This is a genomic window from Devosia sp., from assembly GCF_036406155.1.
Taxonomy (GTDB): domain Bacteria; phylum Pseudomonadota; class Alphaproteobacteria; order Rhizobiales; family Devosiaceae; genus Devosia_A.
This window is the reverse complement of sequence record NZ_DASWVV010000065.1, coordinates 1-15,332: the sequence shown is the minus strand read 5'-3', so window position 1 is coordinate 15,332 and position 15,332 is coordinate 1. Positions and strand designations below refer to the sequence as shown.

Genomic DNA, 15,332 nt, shown 5'->3' with positions numbered 1-15,332 from the left:
ACAAATCTGGCGCGGCGCCGCTTGCGAGGCAAGCGCCGGCGCCCTAATCGGAAGCCATGCACACGCCCGATCTCATGACTGCCATCGCCATCGCCGCCCCCGGCGGTCCCGAAGTCCTCACGCCCGTCCGGGTCCCGGTGCCGCAGCCGGCGCCCGGCGAGGTGCTGATCCGCGTCGCCGCGGCCGGGATCAACGCCCCCGACCTCGGCCAGCGGCGGGGCACCTACGCGCCGCCGCCCGATGCCTCGCCGCTCCCCGGCCTCGAGGTGGCCGGTACGATCGTCAGCGGCGCCGGCCCGTTCCGGCCGGGCGACGAGGTCGTGGCGCTGACCAATGGCGGCGGCTACGCCGAGTACGTGGCGGTACCGGCGGGCCAGGTGCTGCCGCTGCCGGCAGGCTGGAGCCTCGCCGCCGCGGCGGCGCTGCCCGAGACGTTCTTCACCGTCGAGCAAACGCTGGTGCTGCGCGCCGGTATCGCGCCCGGCATGCACGTGCTGGTGCACGGGGCGGCCGGCGGCATTGGCGGCGCCGCCATCCAGCTTGCACGCCTGCACGGGGCCCTCCCCATCGCCGTCGTCTCCAGCGCCGAGAAGGGCGCCTATGCCAGCCGACTCGGCGCCGTCGCCGTGATCGAGCACACCAGCGAGGATTTCGTGGCGCGGACGCTGGCGCTGACCGGCGGGCACGGCGCCGACCGCGTCATCGACATGGTCGGGGGCGACTACCTGGCGCGCAACATCGAGGCCTGCGCCCGCGGCGGCCACATCGTCCAGGTCGCGGCGGTGGCCGGCAAGCTGTCGGAGATCAGCGCCGGCAAGCTGGTGATGAAGTGGCTCACCGTCTCGGGCTCCACGCTGCGGCCGCAACCACCCGAGGCCAAGGCGGCGATCGCCGACAGCCTGCGCCGCTCGGTGTGGCCGGCCCTGGCAGATGGCCGCGTCGTGCCGCCGCGCATCCGCGCCTTGCCGCTCGAAGAGGCGGCGCGGGGGCACGCCCAGATGGAGCGGCGCGACAATTACGGCAAGCTCGTGCTCGTCACCGCGTTCGGTCAAAGCCTGCGAAACGGCGGCGGGGCGCCGGACAAAGCAATTGAAAACCTGTAGCCCGCTCTTTATATTGCGCTCATTCCCCCCTCAGCATGAAGCAAAGAGGAGGGCGGCGCGGAAGCTCCCGTGCCGCGCCTGAGAGAGAGATTTATCCTATGGCCACTCCACTGTTGATGCCCAAGGCCACGGCCGTCTGGCTGGTCGACAACACCTCGCTGTCCTTCGAGCAGATCGCCGCCTTCTGCAATCTGCACCCGCTGGAAGTGCAGGGCGTCGCCGACGGGGACGTCGCCGGCGGGATCATGGGCGTGAACCCGATCCAGAACGGGCAGCTGACGCGCGAGGAGATCCAGAAGGCCGAGGCCGATCCCAGCTACCGCATGAAGATGAGCGACCCCAAGGTGCGGGTCGCCGTCGCCAAGCGCAAGGGCCCGCGCTACACCCCGATCTCGCGTCGCAACGAGCGCCCCAACGCCATCAAATGGCTGCTGCGCAACCATCCCGAGATGAAGGATGCGCAGATCATGCGGCTGGTCGGCACCACCAAGTCGACCATCGATTCGGTGCGCGAAGGCACGCACTGGAACACCGCCAACCTGTCGGCCATGGACCCGGTGACGCTGGGCCTGTGCAGCCAGATCGACCTCGATCTCGAGGTCAAGCGCGCCAGCAAGGGCGCCAACGTGCCCGACGAGGCCGACCAGGGCACCATGCTGCTTACCGCCGAGGAGGCGCTGGCCTCGGCCGGCGGCCGCACCGGCATGGCGGCGGCCAGCGAAGAGGCGGCGGCGCGCCGTCCGGAACACGAGGAAGAGCTTGACGCGGAGTCTGTCTTTGCCAAGCTCAAATCCCTCAAGGGTGATTCCGCGGATCAATAGGCGCCCGGCGAGGACCGGGCCGCGGGCAGGTGATGCACCATGGAAGGCAATTTCCTGCTCGCACTCCTCATCCTGCTGGCGGCGGCGGTCGCCCTGGCGCCGCTGGCCAAGTGGGCCGGCCTCAGCACCATCATCGGCTATCTCGCCGCCGGCATCCTGATCGGCCCCTATGGCCTGGGCGTGCTGGCCGATAGCGAGACCATCCACCAGGTCGCCGACTGGGGCATCGTCATGATGCTGTTCCTGATCGGGCTCGAGCTGCACCCGGCGGAACTGTGGCGCATGCGCAGCAAGCTGCTCGGCTTCGGCCTGCCGCAGCTGGCGCTGACCGCGGCAATCCTCTCGGCGTTGCTGGCGCTGTCCGCCGTGCCCTGGCAGGCGGCCCTGATCGCCGGCCTGGCCCTGGCCATGTCCTCGACCGCCATCGCCATGCAGTCGGTGGCGCAGCGCTCCATCACCCGCACCGACACCGGGCGGGCGAGCCTTGCCATCCTGCTGGTGCAGGATGTCGCGGTCATCCCCATCCTCGCCCTCATCCCGGTGCTGGCGGTGACCACCGGCAGCCCCGTCGACGCCCTCGCCGAAGGGGCGGTGGAAGTGGCCGAGGAGGTGACCGGCCCGCGCGGCTGGGTGGTGGCCGCCACCATCGTCGGCGCCTTCGCCGCGGCCATGCTCGCCAGCCGCTACGTGATCCGCCCGCTCATGCATTTCGTGGCGATGACCAATGTGCGCGAGGCGTTCACGGCGCTGGCGCTGATGCTGGTGATCGGGGCGGCGGTGGCCCTCGACTCGATCGGACTCTCGCCCGCGCTCGGGGCCTTCCTCGGCGGCGTGCTGCTGGCCGACAGCGAGTACCGGCACGAGTTGCAGAGCAATATCGAGCCGTTCAAGGGCCTGTTGCTCGGGCTGTTCTTCATGTCGGTGGGGGCTTCGATCGCGTTTTCGGCGCTGCTCGACGACCCGCTCACGGTGCTGGCCTTGGTGGCGGCGCTGGTCGGCATCAAGCTGGTGGTGATCTTCGCGCTCGCCACCCTGTTCAGGATGCACGTGGCCGAGCGGCTCCTGCTCGGCATCCTGCTGAGCCAGGCGGGGGAGTTTGCCTTCGTCGTCCTGCAGTTCGCCCGCGTCGAGGGGGTCTTCGGCGCTGCCGAGGTCGAGGTGCTGACGGTGGTCGTGGCCCTGTCGATGGCGACGACACCGCTGCTCATCCTGCTCTACGACAAGTTGTGGGCGCCGCGCCTGCATGCGCGCGACGCGATCGAGGCGGGCGACGGCGCAGCCATCGAGGGGCACAAGGTCATCATGCTCGGCTACGGCCGCTTCGGCCAGATCGTCACGCGCATGCTCAGGGCCCAGGGCTTCGAGATGACCCTGATCGACGACGACCCGGCCCAGATCGAGCTGGTCAAGCGCTTCGGCGTCAAGGTCTTCTACGGCGATGGCGGCCGGCTCGACATCCTGCGGGCGGCCGGGGCGGCCGATGCCGAGATGATCATCATCGCCGTCGCCGGCGGCGAACGCATCCTCGCCATCGCCGACCTCATCCGGCGGCACTTTCCCCACGTCACCATCGCCGCGCGCGCCGTCGACCGCAACCACGCCCACGACCTGATGGCGCTCGGCGTCACCATCTTCGAGCGCGAAACCTTCCGCTCGGCTATCCATCTGGGCGAGCAGGCGCTCGTCGCCCTCGGGCACGATCCGGACAGTGCCCACCGGCTGGCCGTGGCCTTCGAGGCGCACGACATGAAGATGTTGCGCGACTCCTATGCCGTCCGCCACGACCGCGATGCCTATATCGGCTTCGTCCGCCGCTCCACGGAGATGCTCGACGAGGTGATGCGGGCCGACCGGCTGTCCCGGGAGGAGCCGGACGAGGGCGCGGCCGCTCCCGTCCCCGATATTGACAAGCCGGCCAAGGCAGCCTCCGACTAGCGCCACCTTCCGTCGGTCCGCCGAGCATGCCCGATCCGCTGTTCATCGTCTGCGCGGCCGCCGCCGCCATCCTCATCGGCCTGTCCAAATCCGGCTTCGCGGCGAGCCTGGGTGCCGTAGCCGTGCCCCTGCTCGCCATGGTCATGCCGACGCCCCAGGCCGCCGGCATGACCCTGCCGCTGCTGCTGGTGCTCGACGCGGCCGCTCTCGTCATCTACCGGCGCGAGGTGGACTGGAGGATCTTCCGCATCGTCATCCCCGGCGCCATGGCCGGCACGCTGATCGGCTGGGCGCTGTCGGCGGTGGTCGACGAATCGGTGGTCGGGCTGCTGCTCGGCATCATGAGCGTGGTCTTCGCGCTCGATGCCTGGCTGCCGCTGCGCAAGAAGCTGGAGACCGTCCCCGCCTCGCGCCCGTGGGGCTGGTTCTGGGGCACCGTCGCCGGCTTCACCAGCTTCATCAGCCACACCGGCGGGCCGCCCTATCAGGTCTACACCATGCCGCTGCGGCTCGCGCCCAATATCTACGCCGGCACCGCGGCGGTGGTGTTCGCCGTGGTCAACGTCTCCAAGCTCTATCCCTATTACGTGCTGGGCCAGCTGTCGGTCTCCAATTTGGAGCTGGCGGCGGCGCTGCTGCCGGTTGCCGGCCTCAGCATGCTCGCCGGGATCTGGCTGGTGCGGCGCGTCCCCGCACACATCTTCTACCACATCGCCTACGGGCTGATCTTCCTGCTCGGCCTCAAGCTCATCCATGACGGGGTCGCCGACCTGTTCCTGACGGCGCCCGTCTGATTTCGGTGCCGGAAAACAAAAGAGGCCGCGGCGGCTGCCGTGGCCTCACAGTGGACGAAAGCGGCTGCCTTACGCGACGGTGCCGGCCTGCAACCTCGTGAGTTCATCCTTGACTTCGAGCTTCTTGCGCTTGAGGGCGGCGACCTCGAGGTCGTCGTAGCTGGGGTGTCCCAGTGCCTCTTCGATCTGGCGGTCGAGGTCGCGGTGGCGCCGCTCAAGTGCAGCGATGTGGCTTTCAGTCGTCATGTCCACTCCTTTCGAGCTTGGTGACGCCTCATGCTCCCAAAAAATCGCCGGCTTGTCGACGCCCGCCGCGCACAACGTTGTCACGGAAAAGCTGGTGCAAATTGCGCCGCACTACGCTATCTCCGGATGAGAACGCCGCGACAACCTCCGGACAACGTCGTCGCATGCTGCCGCTGACCAAGGAACAGGAAGCAGCCTTCGGGCTCGAACTGGCGTCCAAGCGCCAGGAGCACGCCGATCTCGACGCCGCCATCCACACGCTGACCGCCTCGGGGCTGGCCGACCAGATGCTCGTCCAGCGGCTCAAGAAGCGCAAGCTGGCGCTCAAGGACCGCATTGCCCAGCTCGAGAACCTGCTGATCCCCGACATCATCGCCTGAAGGACGACAGCGCGCTTGAACGCCCGGGGCGTTTCAGGCTAAACGCCGGTTCCTGCCGGGGCCGGAGGGGCCGCTTGCCATGCTCGATTCACCGCCGATCGCCATCGTCATGGGCAGCCAGTCCGACTGGCCGACGCTGCGCCACGCCGCCGAGACGCTCGATCAGCTCAAGATCGACTACGAGGCCCGCATCGTGTCGGCCCACCGCACGCCCGGACGCCTCTACGACTTTGCCACCAATGCCAAGGCCGACGGCTTCAAGGTGATCATCGCGGGGGCGGGCGGCGCCGCCCACCTGCCGGGCATGATCGCGGCGCTGACGACGCTGCCGGTGCTCGGGGTGCCGGTCAAATCGCGGGCCCTCAACGGCCAGGACAGCCTGCTCTCGATCGTGCAGATGCCGGCGGGGGTGCCGGTGGGCACGCTCGCCATCGGGGAGGCGGGGGCCACCAATGCCGCGCTGCTGGCGGCCGCCGTGCTGGCGCTCGGCGATCCCGAAATCGACGCCCGGCTGGAGGCGCTGCGCCGCGAGCAGACCGATGCCGTCGCGCAGTTTCCCGTCGATGAGCCGGAATAGCGCGCCGCTGCCGCTGGGCAGCACCATCGGCATCCTCGGCGGCGGGCAGTTGGGGCGCATGCTGGCGCTGGCCGCGGCCCGGCTGGGGATGAAGACGCATATCTACTGCCCCGATCCGCTCAGCCCGGCCTTCGATGTCACGCCGAACAAGACCGTCGCCGCCTACGAGGACGAGGCGGCGCTTGCCGCCTTCGCCGCCGCGGTGGACGTGATCACCTATGAATTCGAGAACGTGCCGGCCCGCACGGCGGCGTTCCTTGCCGGGTTGAAGCCGCTGCGCCCGGACGCCCGCGCCCTGGCCGTGGCGCAGGACCGGCTCGCCGAAAAGGCCTTTCTCACCGTCAACCGCATCGCGGTGGCGCCGTTTGCCGCCATCCCCGACCTCGCGGCGCTGCACGCTGCGCTGGACGAGATCGGCGTCCCTGCCGTCCTCAAGACCACGCGGCTCGGCTATGACGGCAAGGGCCAGCGCCTGATCCGGACGGCGGCGGAAGCGGCCGACGCCTACGCCGCGCTGGCGCCCAAGCCGCTGGTGCTTGAGGCCTTCGTGCCGTTCGAAAAGGAGATCTCGGTGGTCGTCGCCCGCAACGGCAGCGGCGAGACGGCGGCGTTCGATCCGGCCGAGAACGTCCACCGCGAGCACATCCTCAAGACCAGCACAGTACCGGCCGCGATCGGGGCGAAGACGGCGCGGCAGGCGCGCGAAGTGGCCGAGGCGATCGTGGGTGCGCTCGATTACGCCGGCGTGCTGGGCGTCGAGTTCTTCGTGCTCGCCGACGGCGCGCTGCTCGTCAACGAGATCGCCCCCAGGGTCCACAATTCCGGGCACTGGACCGAGGCGGTGTGCGTCACCGACCAGTTCGAGCAGCACGTCCGGGCCGTGCTCGGCTGGCCGCTGGGCGACCCGACGCGCCTTGCCGACGTGGTGATGGAGAACCAGATCGGCGACGAGATCGAGGCCCTGCCGCGAACTCTGGGTGCCGGGGAGCGCCCGCACGCCTACGGCAAGGCCGAGGTCAGGCCGGGCCGGAAGATGGGTCACATCAACCGCGTACGCATCCGCACGCCGCTGCCATAGCGGCGTTTTTTAGCCGATTGCGGCAGTGGACAAGCCCTTGCAGTTGGATTATATAGCGCCTCCACGAGGGCCGGTTTCGGCTGGTCCGCGCGGATGCCTGCTGGCCTTCGCGTTCCATTCAAACCAGTTATGCCGATTCACGAAGGGCGGATTCGCTTGCAAGTAGTTGTTCGCGATAACAATGTCGATCAGGCGCTGCGGGCGCTGAAAAAGAAGCTTCAGCGCGAAGGCGTCTTCCGCGAGATGAAGCTGCGCAACTACTACGAGAAGCCCTCGGAAAAGAAGGCACGCCAGAAGGCCGAGGCCGTGCGCCGCGCCCGCAAGCTGGCGCGCAAGCGCGCCCAGCGCGAGGGCGGCCTGCCGAGCCCTGCCGCGGCTGCCCGCGCTGCTCGTCCGTAAGCGGACCCGCTCCGGAAAAAAATGCAAACGCCGTCCCCTGGGGACGGCGTTGTGGTTTGGGGCAGTGGTGCCGCGGGCGATGGCCGCGGCCCCTCGGTCAGTCGTCGTCGTGATCCCGGAAACGGCGGCGCCGATCGTCATGATCATCATCATCATCGTCGTCGTCGTCGTCTCCGCAGGCGGTGGCCGTGCCCGAAGCCCCCTGCAGGTTGGCGAGGAAGGCATCGACGCTGCCGCCGGCCGCTGCCGCCGCCGGGGCCGAGGCCGGGGCAGGGGCTGCGGCCGGGGCAGGGGCGGGCACCTCCTCGAGCGTTGCCGCATTGAACCGGGCCCTGAGACGGGTGCCGTCCGCCTTGACGGCGACGACGCGATAACAGCCGTCGGCGCGCTTGATGCGGCGGACCTGCCAGCCCTCGGCCTGCAGCTTCTGCCGCAGCGCGTCGCGGGACTGTGCCACCGTTCCCGCCGGCAGGGCGCAGGCATTGGCGGCAGGGGCAGCGGTGGGGGCGGCGGGGGTCGCGGTCGCGGCGAAGGCCGGGCTGGCGAGGAACGTGCCGGCGAGCACGGCAAGCGCGGCGAGGGGGGTCTTCATGAGCGGGTCCTTTCGGTATTTGGCTCCTGCTGCGGTCTTGCGCCGACAGGCTGACGACAGGCTGACGCGGCATCGCCTGCGACTTCAGCTTGCCGTCAGGTCGTGCCCATAGGATGCTGCCCTTTTGGGGGTACAGGCATGCGGATCCTGCTGATCGAGGACGACCGGACGCTGGGCGAGGCGGTGCGCGACCACGTCGCCGCCGGCGGCCATGCCGTCGACTGGGTCGATCGGCTGGACCTGGCGGCGGACGCGCTGACCGGGGTGCCCTACGACCTCATCCTGCTCGACCTGATGCTGCCCGACGGCCGCGGCGTCGAGTTCCTGCGCCGGCGCCGGCGTGCCGGCGACGTGACCCCGGTGGTGATCCTCACAGCGCTCGACCAGATTTCCGACCGCATCGAAGGGCTCAATGCCGGCGCCGACGACTACCTGGTCAAGCCGTTCGACCTGTCCGAGCTGTCGGCCCGGCTGGCGGCGGTCGCCCGGCGCTACGCCGGCAATCCCAACCCGATCGTCAGCGTCGGCACCCTGGAGGTCGACCAGGCCCTGCGGCTGGTGACCGTTGCCGGCCGCAAGATCGAACTCACGGCGCGCGAATGGGCGATCCTCGAGCGGCTGATCCGCCGCCCCGGCGCCGTCGTCTCGCGCGCCCAGCTCGAGGACACGCTGTATGAATTCGGCAGCGAGATCGAGAGCAATGCGGTCGAGGTGCATGTCAGCCGGCTGCGCAAGAAGCTGGGCCGCGACGCCATCCTGACGGCGCGCGGGCTCGGCTACTCCATGGGGACGTGATGGCCCGGCCGCGCCAGCTCACCCGCCGCCTGATCCTCACCCTCACCATCGGCATGGTGGTGCTGTGGGTGGCGGCGGCCGGCACCGCCACCATGCTGTTGCGGGCCGAACTCGAGGAAAGCTTCGACGGCGCCCTGCGGCAGACGGCGCAGCGTCTGCTGACGCTGGCCGCCGAGCAGCTGCACGAACTGGAGGAGGACGACGAGCGCCACGAGATCCCCGGCTTCGAGGACGGCGGCAGCGGCGACCTGCTCGCCTACCAGGTCCGGCGCGCCGACGGCGAGGTGCTGCTGCGTTCGCGCAACGCGCCCGAGGCGGGCTATGGCGCGGCGCTCAAGCCGGGTTTCGCCGATGCGGGCCAGTTCCGGATCTACACCGAGAAGCTGCGCCGCCGGTCGCTGTTCATCCAGGTCGCCGAGCCGCTCAGCCACCGCCAGGGGTCGCTGATGGAAGCGGCGGCCTCGCTGTTCCTGCCGCTGGCCGCCGTCATCCCGCTGGCGGCGCTCGGCATCTGGCTCGCGGTGCGCGGCGGGCTCGCGCCGGTCAAGGAGCTGCAGCGCGAGATCGCCGGACGCGACGCCTCCAATCTCAGCCCGCTCAAGCCCATGGACTTGCCGGCGGAGCTGGCGCCCATCGCGGCGGCGGTCGGCCGGCTGCTCGAACGGCTGCGCCGGGCCTTCGCCGCCGAGCGGGCCTTTGCCTCCAACGCCGCACACGAACTGAGGACGCCGATCGCCGGCAGTCTCGCGCAAACGCAACTGCTCGTCGGCGAACTCGAGGGCACGCCGCAGGCGGCGCGGGCCCGCAGCATCGAGGCCGGCCTCAAGCGCCTGGGCGACCTGTCCGAAAAGCTGCTGCAGCTGTCGCGGGCCGAGGCCGGGATCGCGGTCGCCGCCGGACCGGTCGACCTGCTGCCGGTCCTGCGCCTCGTGGTCGAGGACTGTGCGCGCCGGCAGGGCGCCGACGGCCGGCTCGAATTGCTGGTCGAGCCCGGGGCCGGGCTGACGCGGGCGCTCGACCGCGACGCCTTCGCCATCGCCGTGCGCAACCTCATCGACAATGCGCTGCTGCATGGCGGCGCGGCGGAACCGGTGCGAGTGAGGGTCGGGGCCGACGCCACCATTCGCGTCTCCAATGGCGGCCCCGCCGTCGATACGGGCACGCTCAAGACCCCCTTCGTGCGCGGGCGCACGGCGGCGCACGGCTCGGGGCTCGGCCTCGCCATCGTCGAGACCATCATGGCGCAGACCGGAGGGCGGCTCGAGCTCAATTCCCCCATCCCGGGCCGCTCCGACGGCTTCGAGGCCGTGCTGCACCTGGGCGGCGTCGCGTGACGGGCAGGCCCGGCTTTGCCACGGCGGCGCCGGTTCTGCTATGCTCGCCCCGTTGTGTGGGGGGTTGCCGGTGCCGCGCCGATGACTTAAAGGCGCGCCGCACGGGGCGTTTGAACAGATTGAGGGATATCACCATGAAGAAATTGCTTGCCGCGGCCGTCGCTGCCGCTGCCTTGACCGCGTCCGCGATGCCGGCGCAGGCGGAAAGCCGCGTCCAGGTCGGACGCCTGTCCTGCTCGGTCGAGCCCGGCATCGGGCTGGTCCTGGGCTCGCAGAAGGACATGACCTGCCGGTTCATCCGCAAGGGCCACAAGACCGAAATCTACCGCGGCACCATCACCAAGGTGGGGCTCGATGTCGGCTTCACGGAGCGCACCCAGATCGAGTGGCTGGTGTTCTCGGCCTCGGCCGCCAACGTCAAGAAGCGCTCGCTGGCCGGCACCTATGTCGGCGGCTCGTCGGAGGCGACGCTGGGCGTCGGGCTCGGCGGCAACTGGCTGATCGGCGGCTCGCGGCGCGGCTTCGCGCTGCAGCCGTGGAGCATCCAGGCGCAGACCGGCGTCAATCTCTCCTTCGCCGCCGCCGGCCTGCGCCTGCGCTAGCAGGGGGGCGTTTCCGCGCCGGCCCTCCGGGGCCGGCGTTGCCGCACGGCGCTACGGCGCGCTCTCGAAGAATGTCTTGGCGCGCCGCCACAGCCCGTGCTCCCACAGATCGGCGTGGTCGGCATCCGGCTCGATCCACAACCCGGCCTTGACCGGGGCCAGGGCGTAGACGCGCTCGCCATGGCTGACCGCGATGGTGCTGTCCGCGGTGCCGTGGGCGACGAACACCGGCTCGTCTACGTCGGCGATCCAGCTGTCGACCGGGAACTGGTCGAACATCAAGAGCCCCACCGGCAGGAAGCCGTAACGGTCGGCGGCCACCGCGACCGCCGAGTCGAACGGCGTTTCGAGCAGCAGCGCCGCGGCCTCGCGCCGGCCCGCGACGTAGGTGGCCGGCCCCGAGCCGAGCGAGCGGCCCCACAACACGATGCGCCCGCCCTTGGCCGCGAGCCAGTCATAGGCCGCCAGCCCGTCGGCAAGGATGGCCTCCTCGCTCACCTCGCCGGGCGAGCCGGGGAAACCGCGATAGTCGAAGGCGAGGAAGCCGTAGCCGTCGGCGACGAACTGCTCGTAGCGGCCGTATTCGCGCGAGAAGCTGCGGGCATTGCCGCGGAAATAGAGGATGGTGGGCTTGCCTGCCTGCGGCGGCGCGTACCAGCCCGCGAGGGCGGCGCCGCCTTCGGTGGGGATGCTGACCAGTTCGGCGTTGGTCAGCGCCGTCTCGCTGAGCGCGAACATGCGGCCGCCGCGATCGTACTGGAAGTCGCGCTGGAGGAAATACAGCCCGGCGAGGATGCCGAGATAGGCGATGATCGCCAGCACCGCGAGGCCGGCGAGGATGTTGCGCACGAGTTTCATTGGCGTGGCCTCCCCCTGGCGGGCCATCTGAGCGCCATCGGCGGCGGAAGGCAAGCCGGCGCCATTAAGCGTCCCGCAAGCAATCTGTGGGCAAGCAGGTGACGGCGGCGCGCCGTGCCGGTACAATTGGACGCCTGGAGCAGCAGAAGCAGCGTGAACGACAAGCAGGAGCAGTCACCCGCCGTTGCCATCGGCCCGCGCATCGTCGCGTCGGGCGGCTTCGACGCGCTCTATCGCGAGGGCATGGCGCTGATCGAGGAAGTGGCCGCCTATCTCGACGGCGACGGCCGCGCCGAAAGCCGCGACCTGCCGCGCGAGGCCGGCTTCGTCTACGCCACCGAGTCGATGCGCCTCACCACCCGGCTGATGCAGCTCGCCTCGTGGCTGTTGCTGCAGCGGGCGGTGAACGAGGGCGAGCTGACGGCCGAGAGCGCCCGCTCCGAGAAGGAAAAGGTGAAGTTCTCGGCGACGCCGTCCGAACGTGGCGGCCCCGGCTATGCCGAATTGCCCGAACGGCTGCGCGCCTTCATCGTCAAGGGCGACCGCTTGTTCCAGCGCGTGCAGCAGTTCGACCGGCTCGAGCGCGGCAGCCTGCCCGACGCTGCCGAGGCGGCCGTCAACGGCATCGCCGACCAGCTCAGCCGGCTCAAGGCCGCCTACAGCCGGCTCAGGGAATAGAGCGTTGCCTCGAAGCGATGCGCGGGCAGCAAAAAGCCCGGCGCCAGGGCCGGGCCTGCATGCCGCCGTTGCGCGCGGGACTTAGAGCCCGAGGCCCTTGAAGCGTTCCTTGAAGCGCGTGACGCGGCCGCCACGGTCCATCAGCTGGCCCGTCCCGCCGGTCCAGGCCGGATGCGTGGTCGGGTCGATGTCGAGCTGCAGCGTGTCGCCTTCCTTGCCGTAGGTCGAGCGCGTCTGGTACGTGGTCCCGTCGGTCATCGCCACGGTGATCATGTGGTAGTCGGGGTGGATGTCTTTCTTCATGGCGACGCCTCAAATCAAACGGGCGCGAAGCGCGCCCGGAGAACGTGGACTGGATTGGCCGCGTACATAGAGAAAAACCGGCGCCGCCGCAAGTGCGCCGGGCCATAAAGCCGCGGCGGCCGCGAATTCCGTTGCGGGCGGGTGGCATCGACCCTATATCGGAGCCACTTTGAGAATGGGTCCGCGCATAATGAGGGAGCCTCGTTCGACCAATCGCCTTGGCAGCAAGGGCGAGCCGGGCCGGGTCGATCCCAAGTCCCTGAAGCCGTTGCGGCGGCTGCTGCCCTTCGTGTTGCGCTATCCGTGGCGGCTCACCTTCACCCTCTCCTTCCTGCTCGTCGCGGCCGTCACCTCGCTCGCCATCCCGGCCATCGCCGGCAAGGTCATCGACCAGGGCTTCATCGCTCAGAACCTGCAGATGGTGTCGGCCTATGGCTGGCTCATCATCGGCATCGCCGCGGTCATGGCCGCGGCCAGCGCCGCCCGCTTCTACTTCGTGTCGATCCTGGGCGAGCGCGTGCTCACCGACCTCAGGCGCAACGTCTTCGACCATCTGCTGACGCTTGACGCGGCCTTCTTCGACACCCACCGGGTGGGGGAACTGACGTCGCGGCTCAGCGGCGACGTCGCCACCATCCGCAGCGCCATCGGCTCGAGCCTGTCGATGACCCTGCGCGGGCTGGTGGTCATGGCCGGGGCGGTCACCATGATGTTCCTCACCAGCCCCTACCTGGCGCTGGCCGTGGTCATCATCGCGCCCTCGATCATCATTCCCGTCATCATCCTCGCCCGGCGCCTGCGGCGCATGTCGCGCCGCACCCAGGACGCGCTGGCCGAGATGAGCGCCATGGCGACGGAGGCGCTGGGCGCCACCAAGACGATCAAGAGCTTCGTGCAGGAGCCGCACCAGAGCCGCCTCTACGACGAGCGCGCGGAGGCGAGCTACGAAGCCGAGGTGACGCGGCTGGGGGCGCGCGCGGCGCTGGTGGGCAGCATCATGTTCATGGTCACCGCGGCGCTCGTCGCCCTGGTGTGGTGGGGCGCCAAGGCGGTGTTCGACGGCGCCGTGACGGCGGGCGAACTGGCGCAGTTCATGATCTACGCGCTGATGGCGACCAATGCGCTGTCCTCGATCTCGGAAATCATGGGCACGCTGCAGACCGTCGCCGGCGCCACCGAGCGGCTGATCGAGATCCTCGACACGCGCTCGACGCTCGCCGTGCCGGCGGTCCCGGCGCCCCTGCCGCAGCCGCCGCTCGGCACCGTCGCCTTCGAGGACGTCCATTTCACCTACGAGACGCGCGACAACGAGAAGATCATCGACGGGCTGAGCCTCGCCGTGAACAAGGGCGAGACGGTTGCGCTGGTCGGCGCCTCCGGAGCCGGCAAGTCTACGGTGTTCGCGCTGGTGCAGCGCTTCTACGACGTCGATGCCGGCCGCATCCTCGTGGACGGGGTCGACATCCGGACCGTGGACACCGCCGAGCTCAGGCGCCGCTTCGCCTATGTCGAGCAGGAGCCGACGATCTTTGCCGGCACCGTCGCCGAGAACATCCGTTTCGGCAAGCCCGAGGCCAGCGATGCCGAGGTGGAGGCGGCGGCGAAGGCGGCGCTGGTGCACGATTTCGTCGTCGAGTTGCCGGACGGCTACCAGACCGTCGTCGGCGAGCGCGGCGTCATGCTGTCGGGCGGCCAGAAGCAGCGGCTCGCCATCGCCCGGGCGCTGCTCAAGGACGCACCGATCCTCTTGCTCGACGAGGCGACATCGGCGCTCGACGCGCAGAGCGAGCAACTGGTGCAACTGGCGCTCGAGCGGCTGATGGCCGGGCGCACGACGCTGGTCATCGCCCACCGCCTCGCCACCATCCGCGACGCCGACCGCATCCTCGTGCTCGAGAAGGGCCGCCTCATCGACCAGGGCACGCACCGCCAGCTGGTCAGCAAGGGCGGGCGCTATGCCGAGCTGGCGCGGCTGCAGTTCCGCTACGACGAGCCGGCGGCCGAACGCGGCGAAGTCGCCGGGGCGGCGCAGTAACCGACGGCTCTGGTGAGGGGGAGGGACGGCACTGCCCCTCATCCGGCTTCGCCACCTTCTCCCACGAGGGGAGACGGCGCTGCCTGCCGATTCCCCGGGCTCGAGAGGGTCCTGCTCCACCTGTCCCACCCCACGGAACGCTACCGCGACGCCCTCTTCACCCTCCCCCGCGCCAGCGTGGGGAGGGTCGGGGAGGGGGTGGTGCCGCGGGCCGGGTGCCGCAGTCGGCACCCTCCCTGCCAGGGGACAGCGGGACCTGCGGTTGGGGCCGGATCGTGCGGTCGCGACTGTTCTCCGGCGCGGCGGGCGGGTGCCCCCCTCCCCAACCCTCCCCACAAGGGGGAGGGTGTCCCCCGGTGCGCTTGGCGCGAGGGTGCCACCAAGGCCGGCAGCGGCCACCATCACCGGCCGGAACCAGCCGCAATGCTCGCCTCACCCCCCGGAACCGGCCGCACGCTTCCCTGCACCCACCGGAACCGGCCGCAACGCCCTCTTCACCCTCCCCCGCGTCAGCGCGGGGAGGGTCGGGGAGGGGGTGGTGCCGCGGGGCACGGGTGCTGCAGTCGCAGCGCGCCGGAAGAAGTAATCCCCGCCCCCTGCACCGGCCCTATGCTCCTCCCCAGCGGCGCCCCGAAGCGAGATCATGACGAGTGGTTGGGGCGCCGCCGGCCGGGCAGGCCGGGAGTCGTCCCGGCCAGGCCGGTCCGTGACGGGTCGGGCGACCGATACGCTCGGTCGCCTCGCGACACTGGCAGCCGCTGCCCGGCTGCCGAAGGCAGGGCCCCCGCCGGCAGCGGCAGGG

At 70.2% G+C, this 15,332-nt stretch carries 17 protein-coding genes; 13 read left to right on the top strand and 4 right to left on the bottom strand.

Features of this window, described 5'->3' with window-relative positions; translation table 11 throughout:
• Positions 1 to 56: 56 nt before the first annotated feature.
• The 4 genes from VGD93_RS04125 to VGD93_RS04110 all read left to right on the top strand — a co-directional run bounded on the left by VGD93_RS04125 (position 57) and on the right by VGD93_RS04110 (position 4,653).
• Positions 57 to 1,103 carry an NAD(P)H-quinone oxidoreductase gene (locus VGD93_RS04125; protein WP_395009460.1) on the top strand — a complete coding sequence of 349 codons (1,047 nt, stop codon included), beginning with the start codon at positions 57 to 59 and terminating at the stop codon, positions 1,101 to 1,103.
• A 98-nt stretch (positions 1,104 to 1,201) separates the two neighbouring features.
• A complete protein-coding gene (locus tag VGD93_RS04120; RefSeq protein WP_395009458.1) occupies positions 1,202 to 1,924 on the top strand; it encodes a DUF1013 domain-containing protein in 723 nt (240 codons plus the stop codon).
• A 39-nt stretch (positions 1,925 to 1,963) separates the two neighbouring features.
• Positions 1,964 to 3,859: a cation:proton antiporter gene (locus VGD93_RS04115; protein ID WP_395009456.1), complete on the top strand. Its 1,896-nt coding sequence runs from the start codon at positions 1,964 to 1,966 to the stop codon at positions 3,857 to 3,859.
• A gap of 26 nt (positions 3,860 to 3,885) precedes the next feature.
• Complete coding sequence (locus VGD93_RS04110) at positions 3,886 to 4,653, top strand: sulfite exporter TauE/SafE family protein (protein WP_395009454.1); 768 nt, start codon at positions 3,886 to 3,888, stop codon at positions 4,651 to 4,653.
• 69 nt (positions 4,654 to 4,722) lie between these two features.
• Here the strand turns inward: VGD93_RS04110 and VGD93_RS04105 are convergent, their stop codons facing one another.
• Positions 4,723 to 4,899 carry a YdcH family protein gene (locus tag VGD93_RS04105; protein WP_395009452.1) on the bottom strand — a complete coding sequence of 59 codons (177 nt, stop codon included), beginning with the start codon at positions 4,897 to 4,899 and terminating at the stop codon, positions 4,723 to 4,725.
• A 164-nt stretch (positions 4,900 to 5,063) separates the two neighbouring features.
• Here VGD93_RS04105 and VGD93_RS04100 point away from each other — a divergent pair, with 164 nt between their 5' ends.
• The 4 genes from VGD93_RS04100 to rpsU all read left to right on the top strand — a co-directional run bounded on the left by VGD93_RS04100 (position 5,064) and on the right by rpsU (position 7,333).
• Complete coding sequence (locus VGD93_RS04100; protein WP_395009451.1) at positions 5,064 to 5,279, top strand: YdcH family protein; 216 nt, start codon at positions 5,064 to 5,066, stop codon at positions 5,277 to 5,279.
• Between the two features lie 79 nt (positions 5,280 to 5,358).
• Positions 5,359 to 5,856 carry a 5-(carboxyamino)imidazole ribonucleotide mutase gene (purE, locus tag VGD93_RS04095; protein ID WP_395009449.1) on the top strand — a complete coding sequence of 166 codons (498 nt, stop codon included), beginning with the start codon at positions 5,359 to 5,361 and terminating at the stop codon, positions 5,854 to 5,856.
• A complete protein-coding gene (locus VGD93_RS04090) occupies positions 5,843 to 6,934 on the top strand; it encodes a 5-(carboxyamino)imidazole ribonucleotide synthase (protein WP_395009448.1) in 1,092 nt (363 codons plus the stop codon). The genes purE and VGD93_RS04090 overlap by 14 nt, the downstream gene beginning before the upstream one ends.
• Before the next feature lie 156 nt (positions 6,935 to 7,090).
• Positions 7,091 to 7,333: a 30S ribosomal protein S21 gene (gene rpsU, locus VGD93_RS04085; RefSeq protein ID WP_395009486.1), complete on the top strand. Its 243-nt coding sequence runs from the start codon at positions 7,091 to 7,093 to the stop codon at positions 7,331 to 7,333.
• A 97-nt stretch (positions 7,334 to 7,430) separates the two neighbouring features.
• Here the strand turns inward: rpsU and VGD93_RS04080 are convergent, their stop codons facing one another.
• Positions 7,431 to 7,925 carry a PepSY domain-containing protein gene (locus tag VGD93_RS04080; RefSeq protein WP_395009446.1) on the bottom strand — a complete coding sequence of 165 codons (495 nt, stop codon included), beginning with the start codon at positions 7,923 to 7,925 and terminating at the stop codon, positions 7,431 to 7,433.
• Between the two features lie 138 nt (positions 7,926 to 8,063).
• Between VGD93_RS04080 and VGD93_RS04075 the strand changes: the two genes are divergently transcribed.
• The 3 genes from VGD93_RS04075 (at position 8,064) to VGD93_RS04065 (ending at position 10,656) form a co-directional block, all read left to right on the top strand.
• Positions 8,064 to 8,720 (top strand): response regulator transcription factor, encoded by a 657-nt coding sequence (locus VGD93_RS04075; RefSeq protein WP_395009444.1) that lies wholly within the window; start codon positions 8,064 to 8,066, stop codon positions 8,718 to 8,720.
• Positions 8,720 to 10,054, top strand: a complete 1,335-nt coding sequence (locus VGD93_RS04070) for an ATP-binding protein (protein ID WP_395009442.1) — start codon at positions 8,720 to 8,722, stop codon at positions 10,052 to 10,054. Before VGD93_RS04075 ends, VGD93_RS04070 begins: the two co-directional genes overlap by 1 nt.
• A gap of 134 nt (positions 10,055 to 10,188) precedes the next feature.
• A complete protein-coding gene (locus VGD93_RS04065; RefSeq protein WP_395009440.1) occupies positions 10,189 to 10,656 on the top strand; it encodes a DUF992 domain-containing protein in 468 nt (155 codons plus the stop codon).
• A 51-nt stretch (positions 10,657 to 10,707) separates the two neighbouring features.
• On the opposite strand, the gene VGD93_RS04060 is transcribed toward VGD93_RS04065, so the two are convergent.
• Entirely contained in the window at positions 10,708 to 11,514 is an 807-nt protein-coding gene (locus VGD93_RS04060; protein WP_395009438.1) for an alpha/beta hydrolase, read from the bottom strand.
• Positions 11,515 to 11,667: 153 nt separating this feature from the next.
• Here VGD93_RS04060 and VGD93_RS04055 point away from each other — a divergent pair, with 153 nt between their 5' ends.
• Complete coding sequence (locus VGD93_RS04055; RefSeq protein ID WP_395009436.1) at positions 11,668 to 12,192, top strand: DUF1465 family protein; 525 nt, start codon at positions 11,668 to 11,670, stop codon at positions 12,190 to 12,192.
• A gap of 81 nt (positions 12,193 to 12,273) precedes the next feature.
• Here the strand turns inward: VGD93_RS04055 and rpmE are convergent, their stop codons facing one another.
• On the bottom strand, positions 12,274 to 12,495 hold the full coding sequence (rpmE, locus tag VGD93_RS04050; protein WP_395009435.1) for a 50S ribosomal protein L31: 222 nt from the start codon (positions 12,493 to 12,495) through the stop codon (positions 12,274 to 12,276).
• A gap of 190 nt (positions 12,496 to 12,685) precedes the next feature.
• On the opposite strand from rpmE, the gene VGD93_RS04045 reads away from it, so the two are divergent.
• Entirely contained in the window at positions 12,686 to 14,530 is a 1,845-nt protein-coding gene (locus tag VGD93_RS04045) for an ABC transporter transmembrane domain-containing protein (RefSeq protein ID WP_395009433.1), read from the top strand.
• Positions 14,531 to 15,332: the final 802 nt, after the last annotated feature.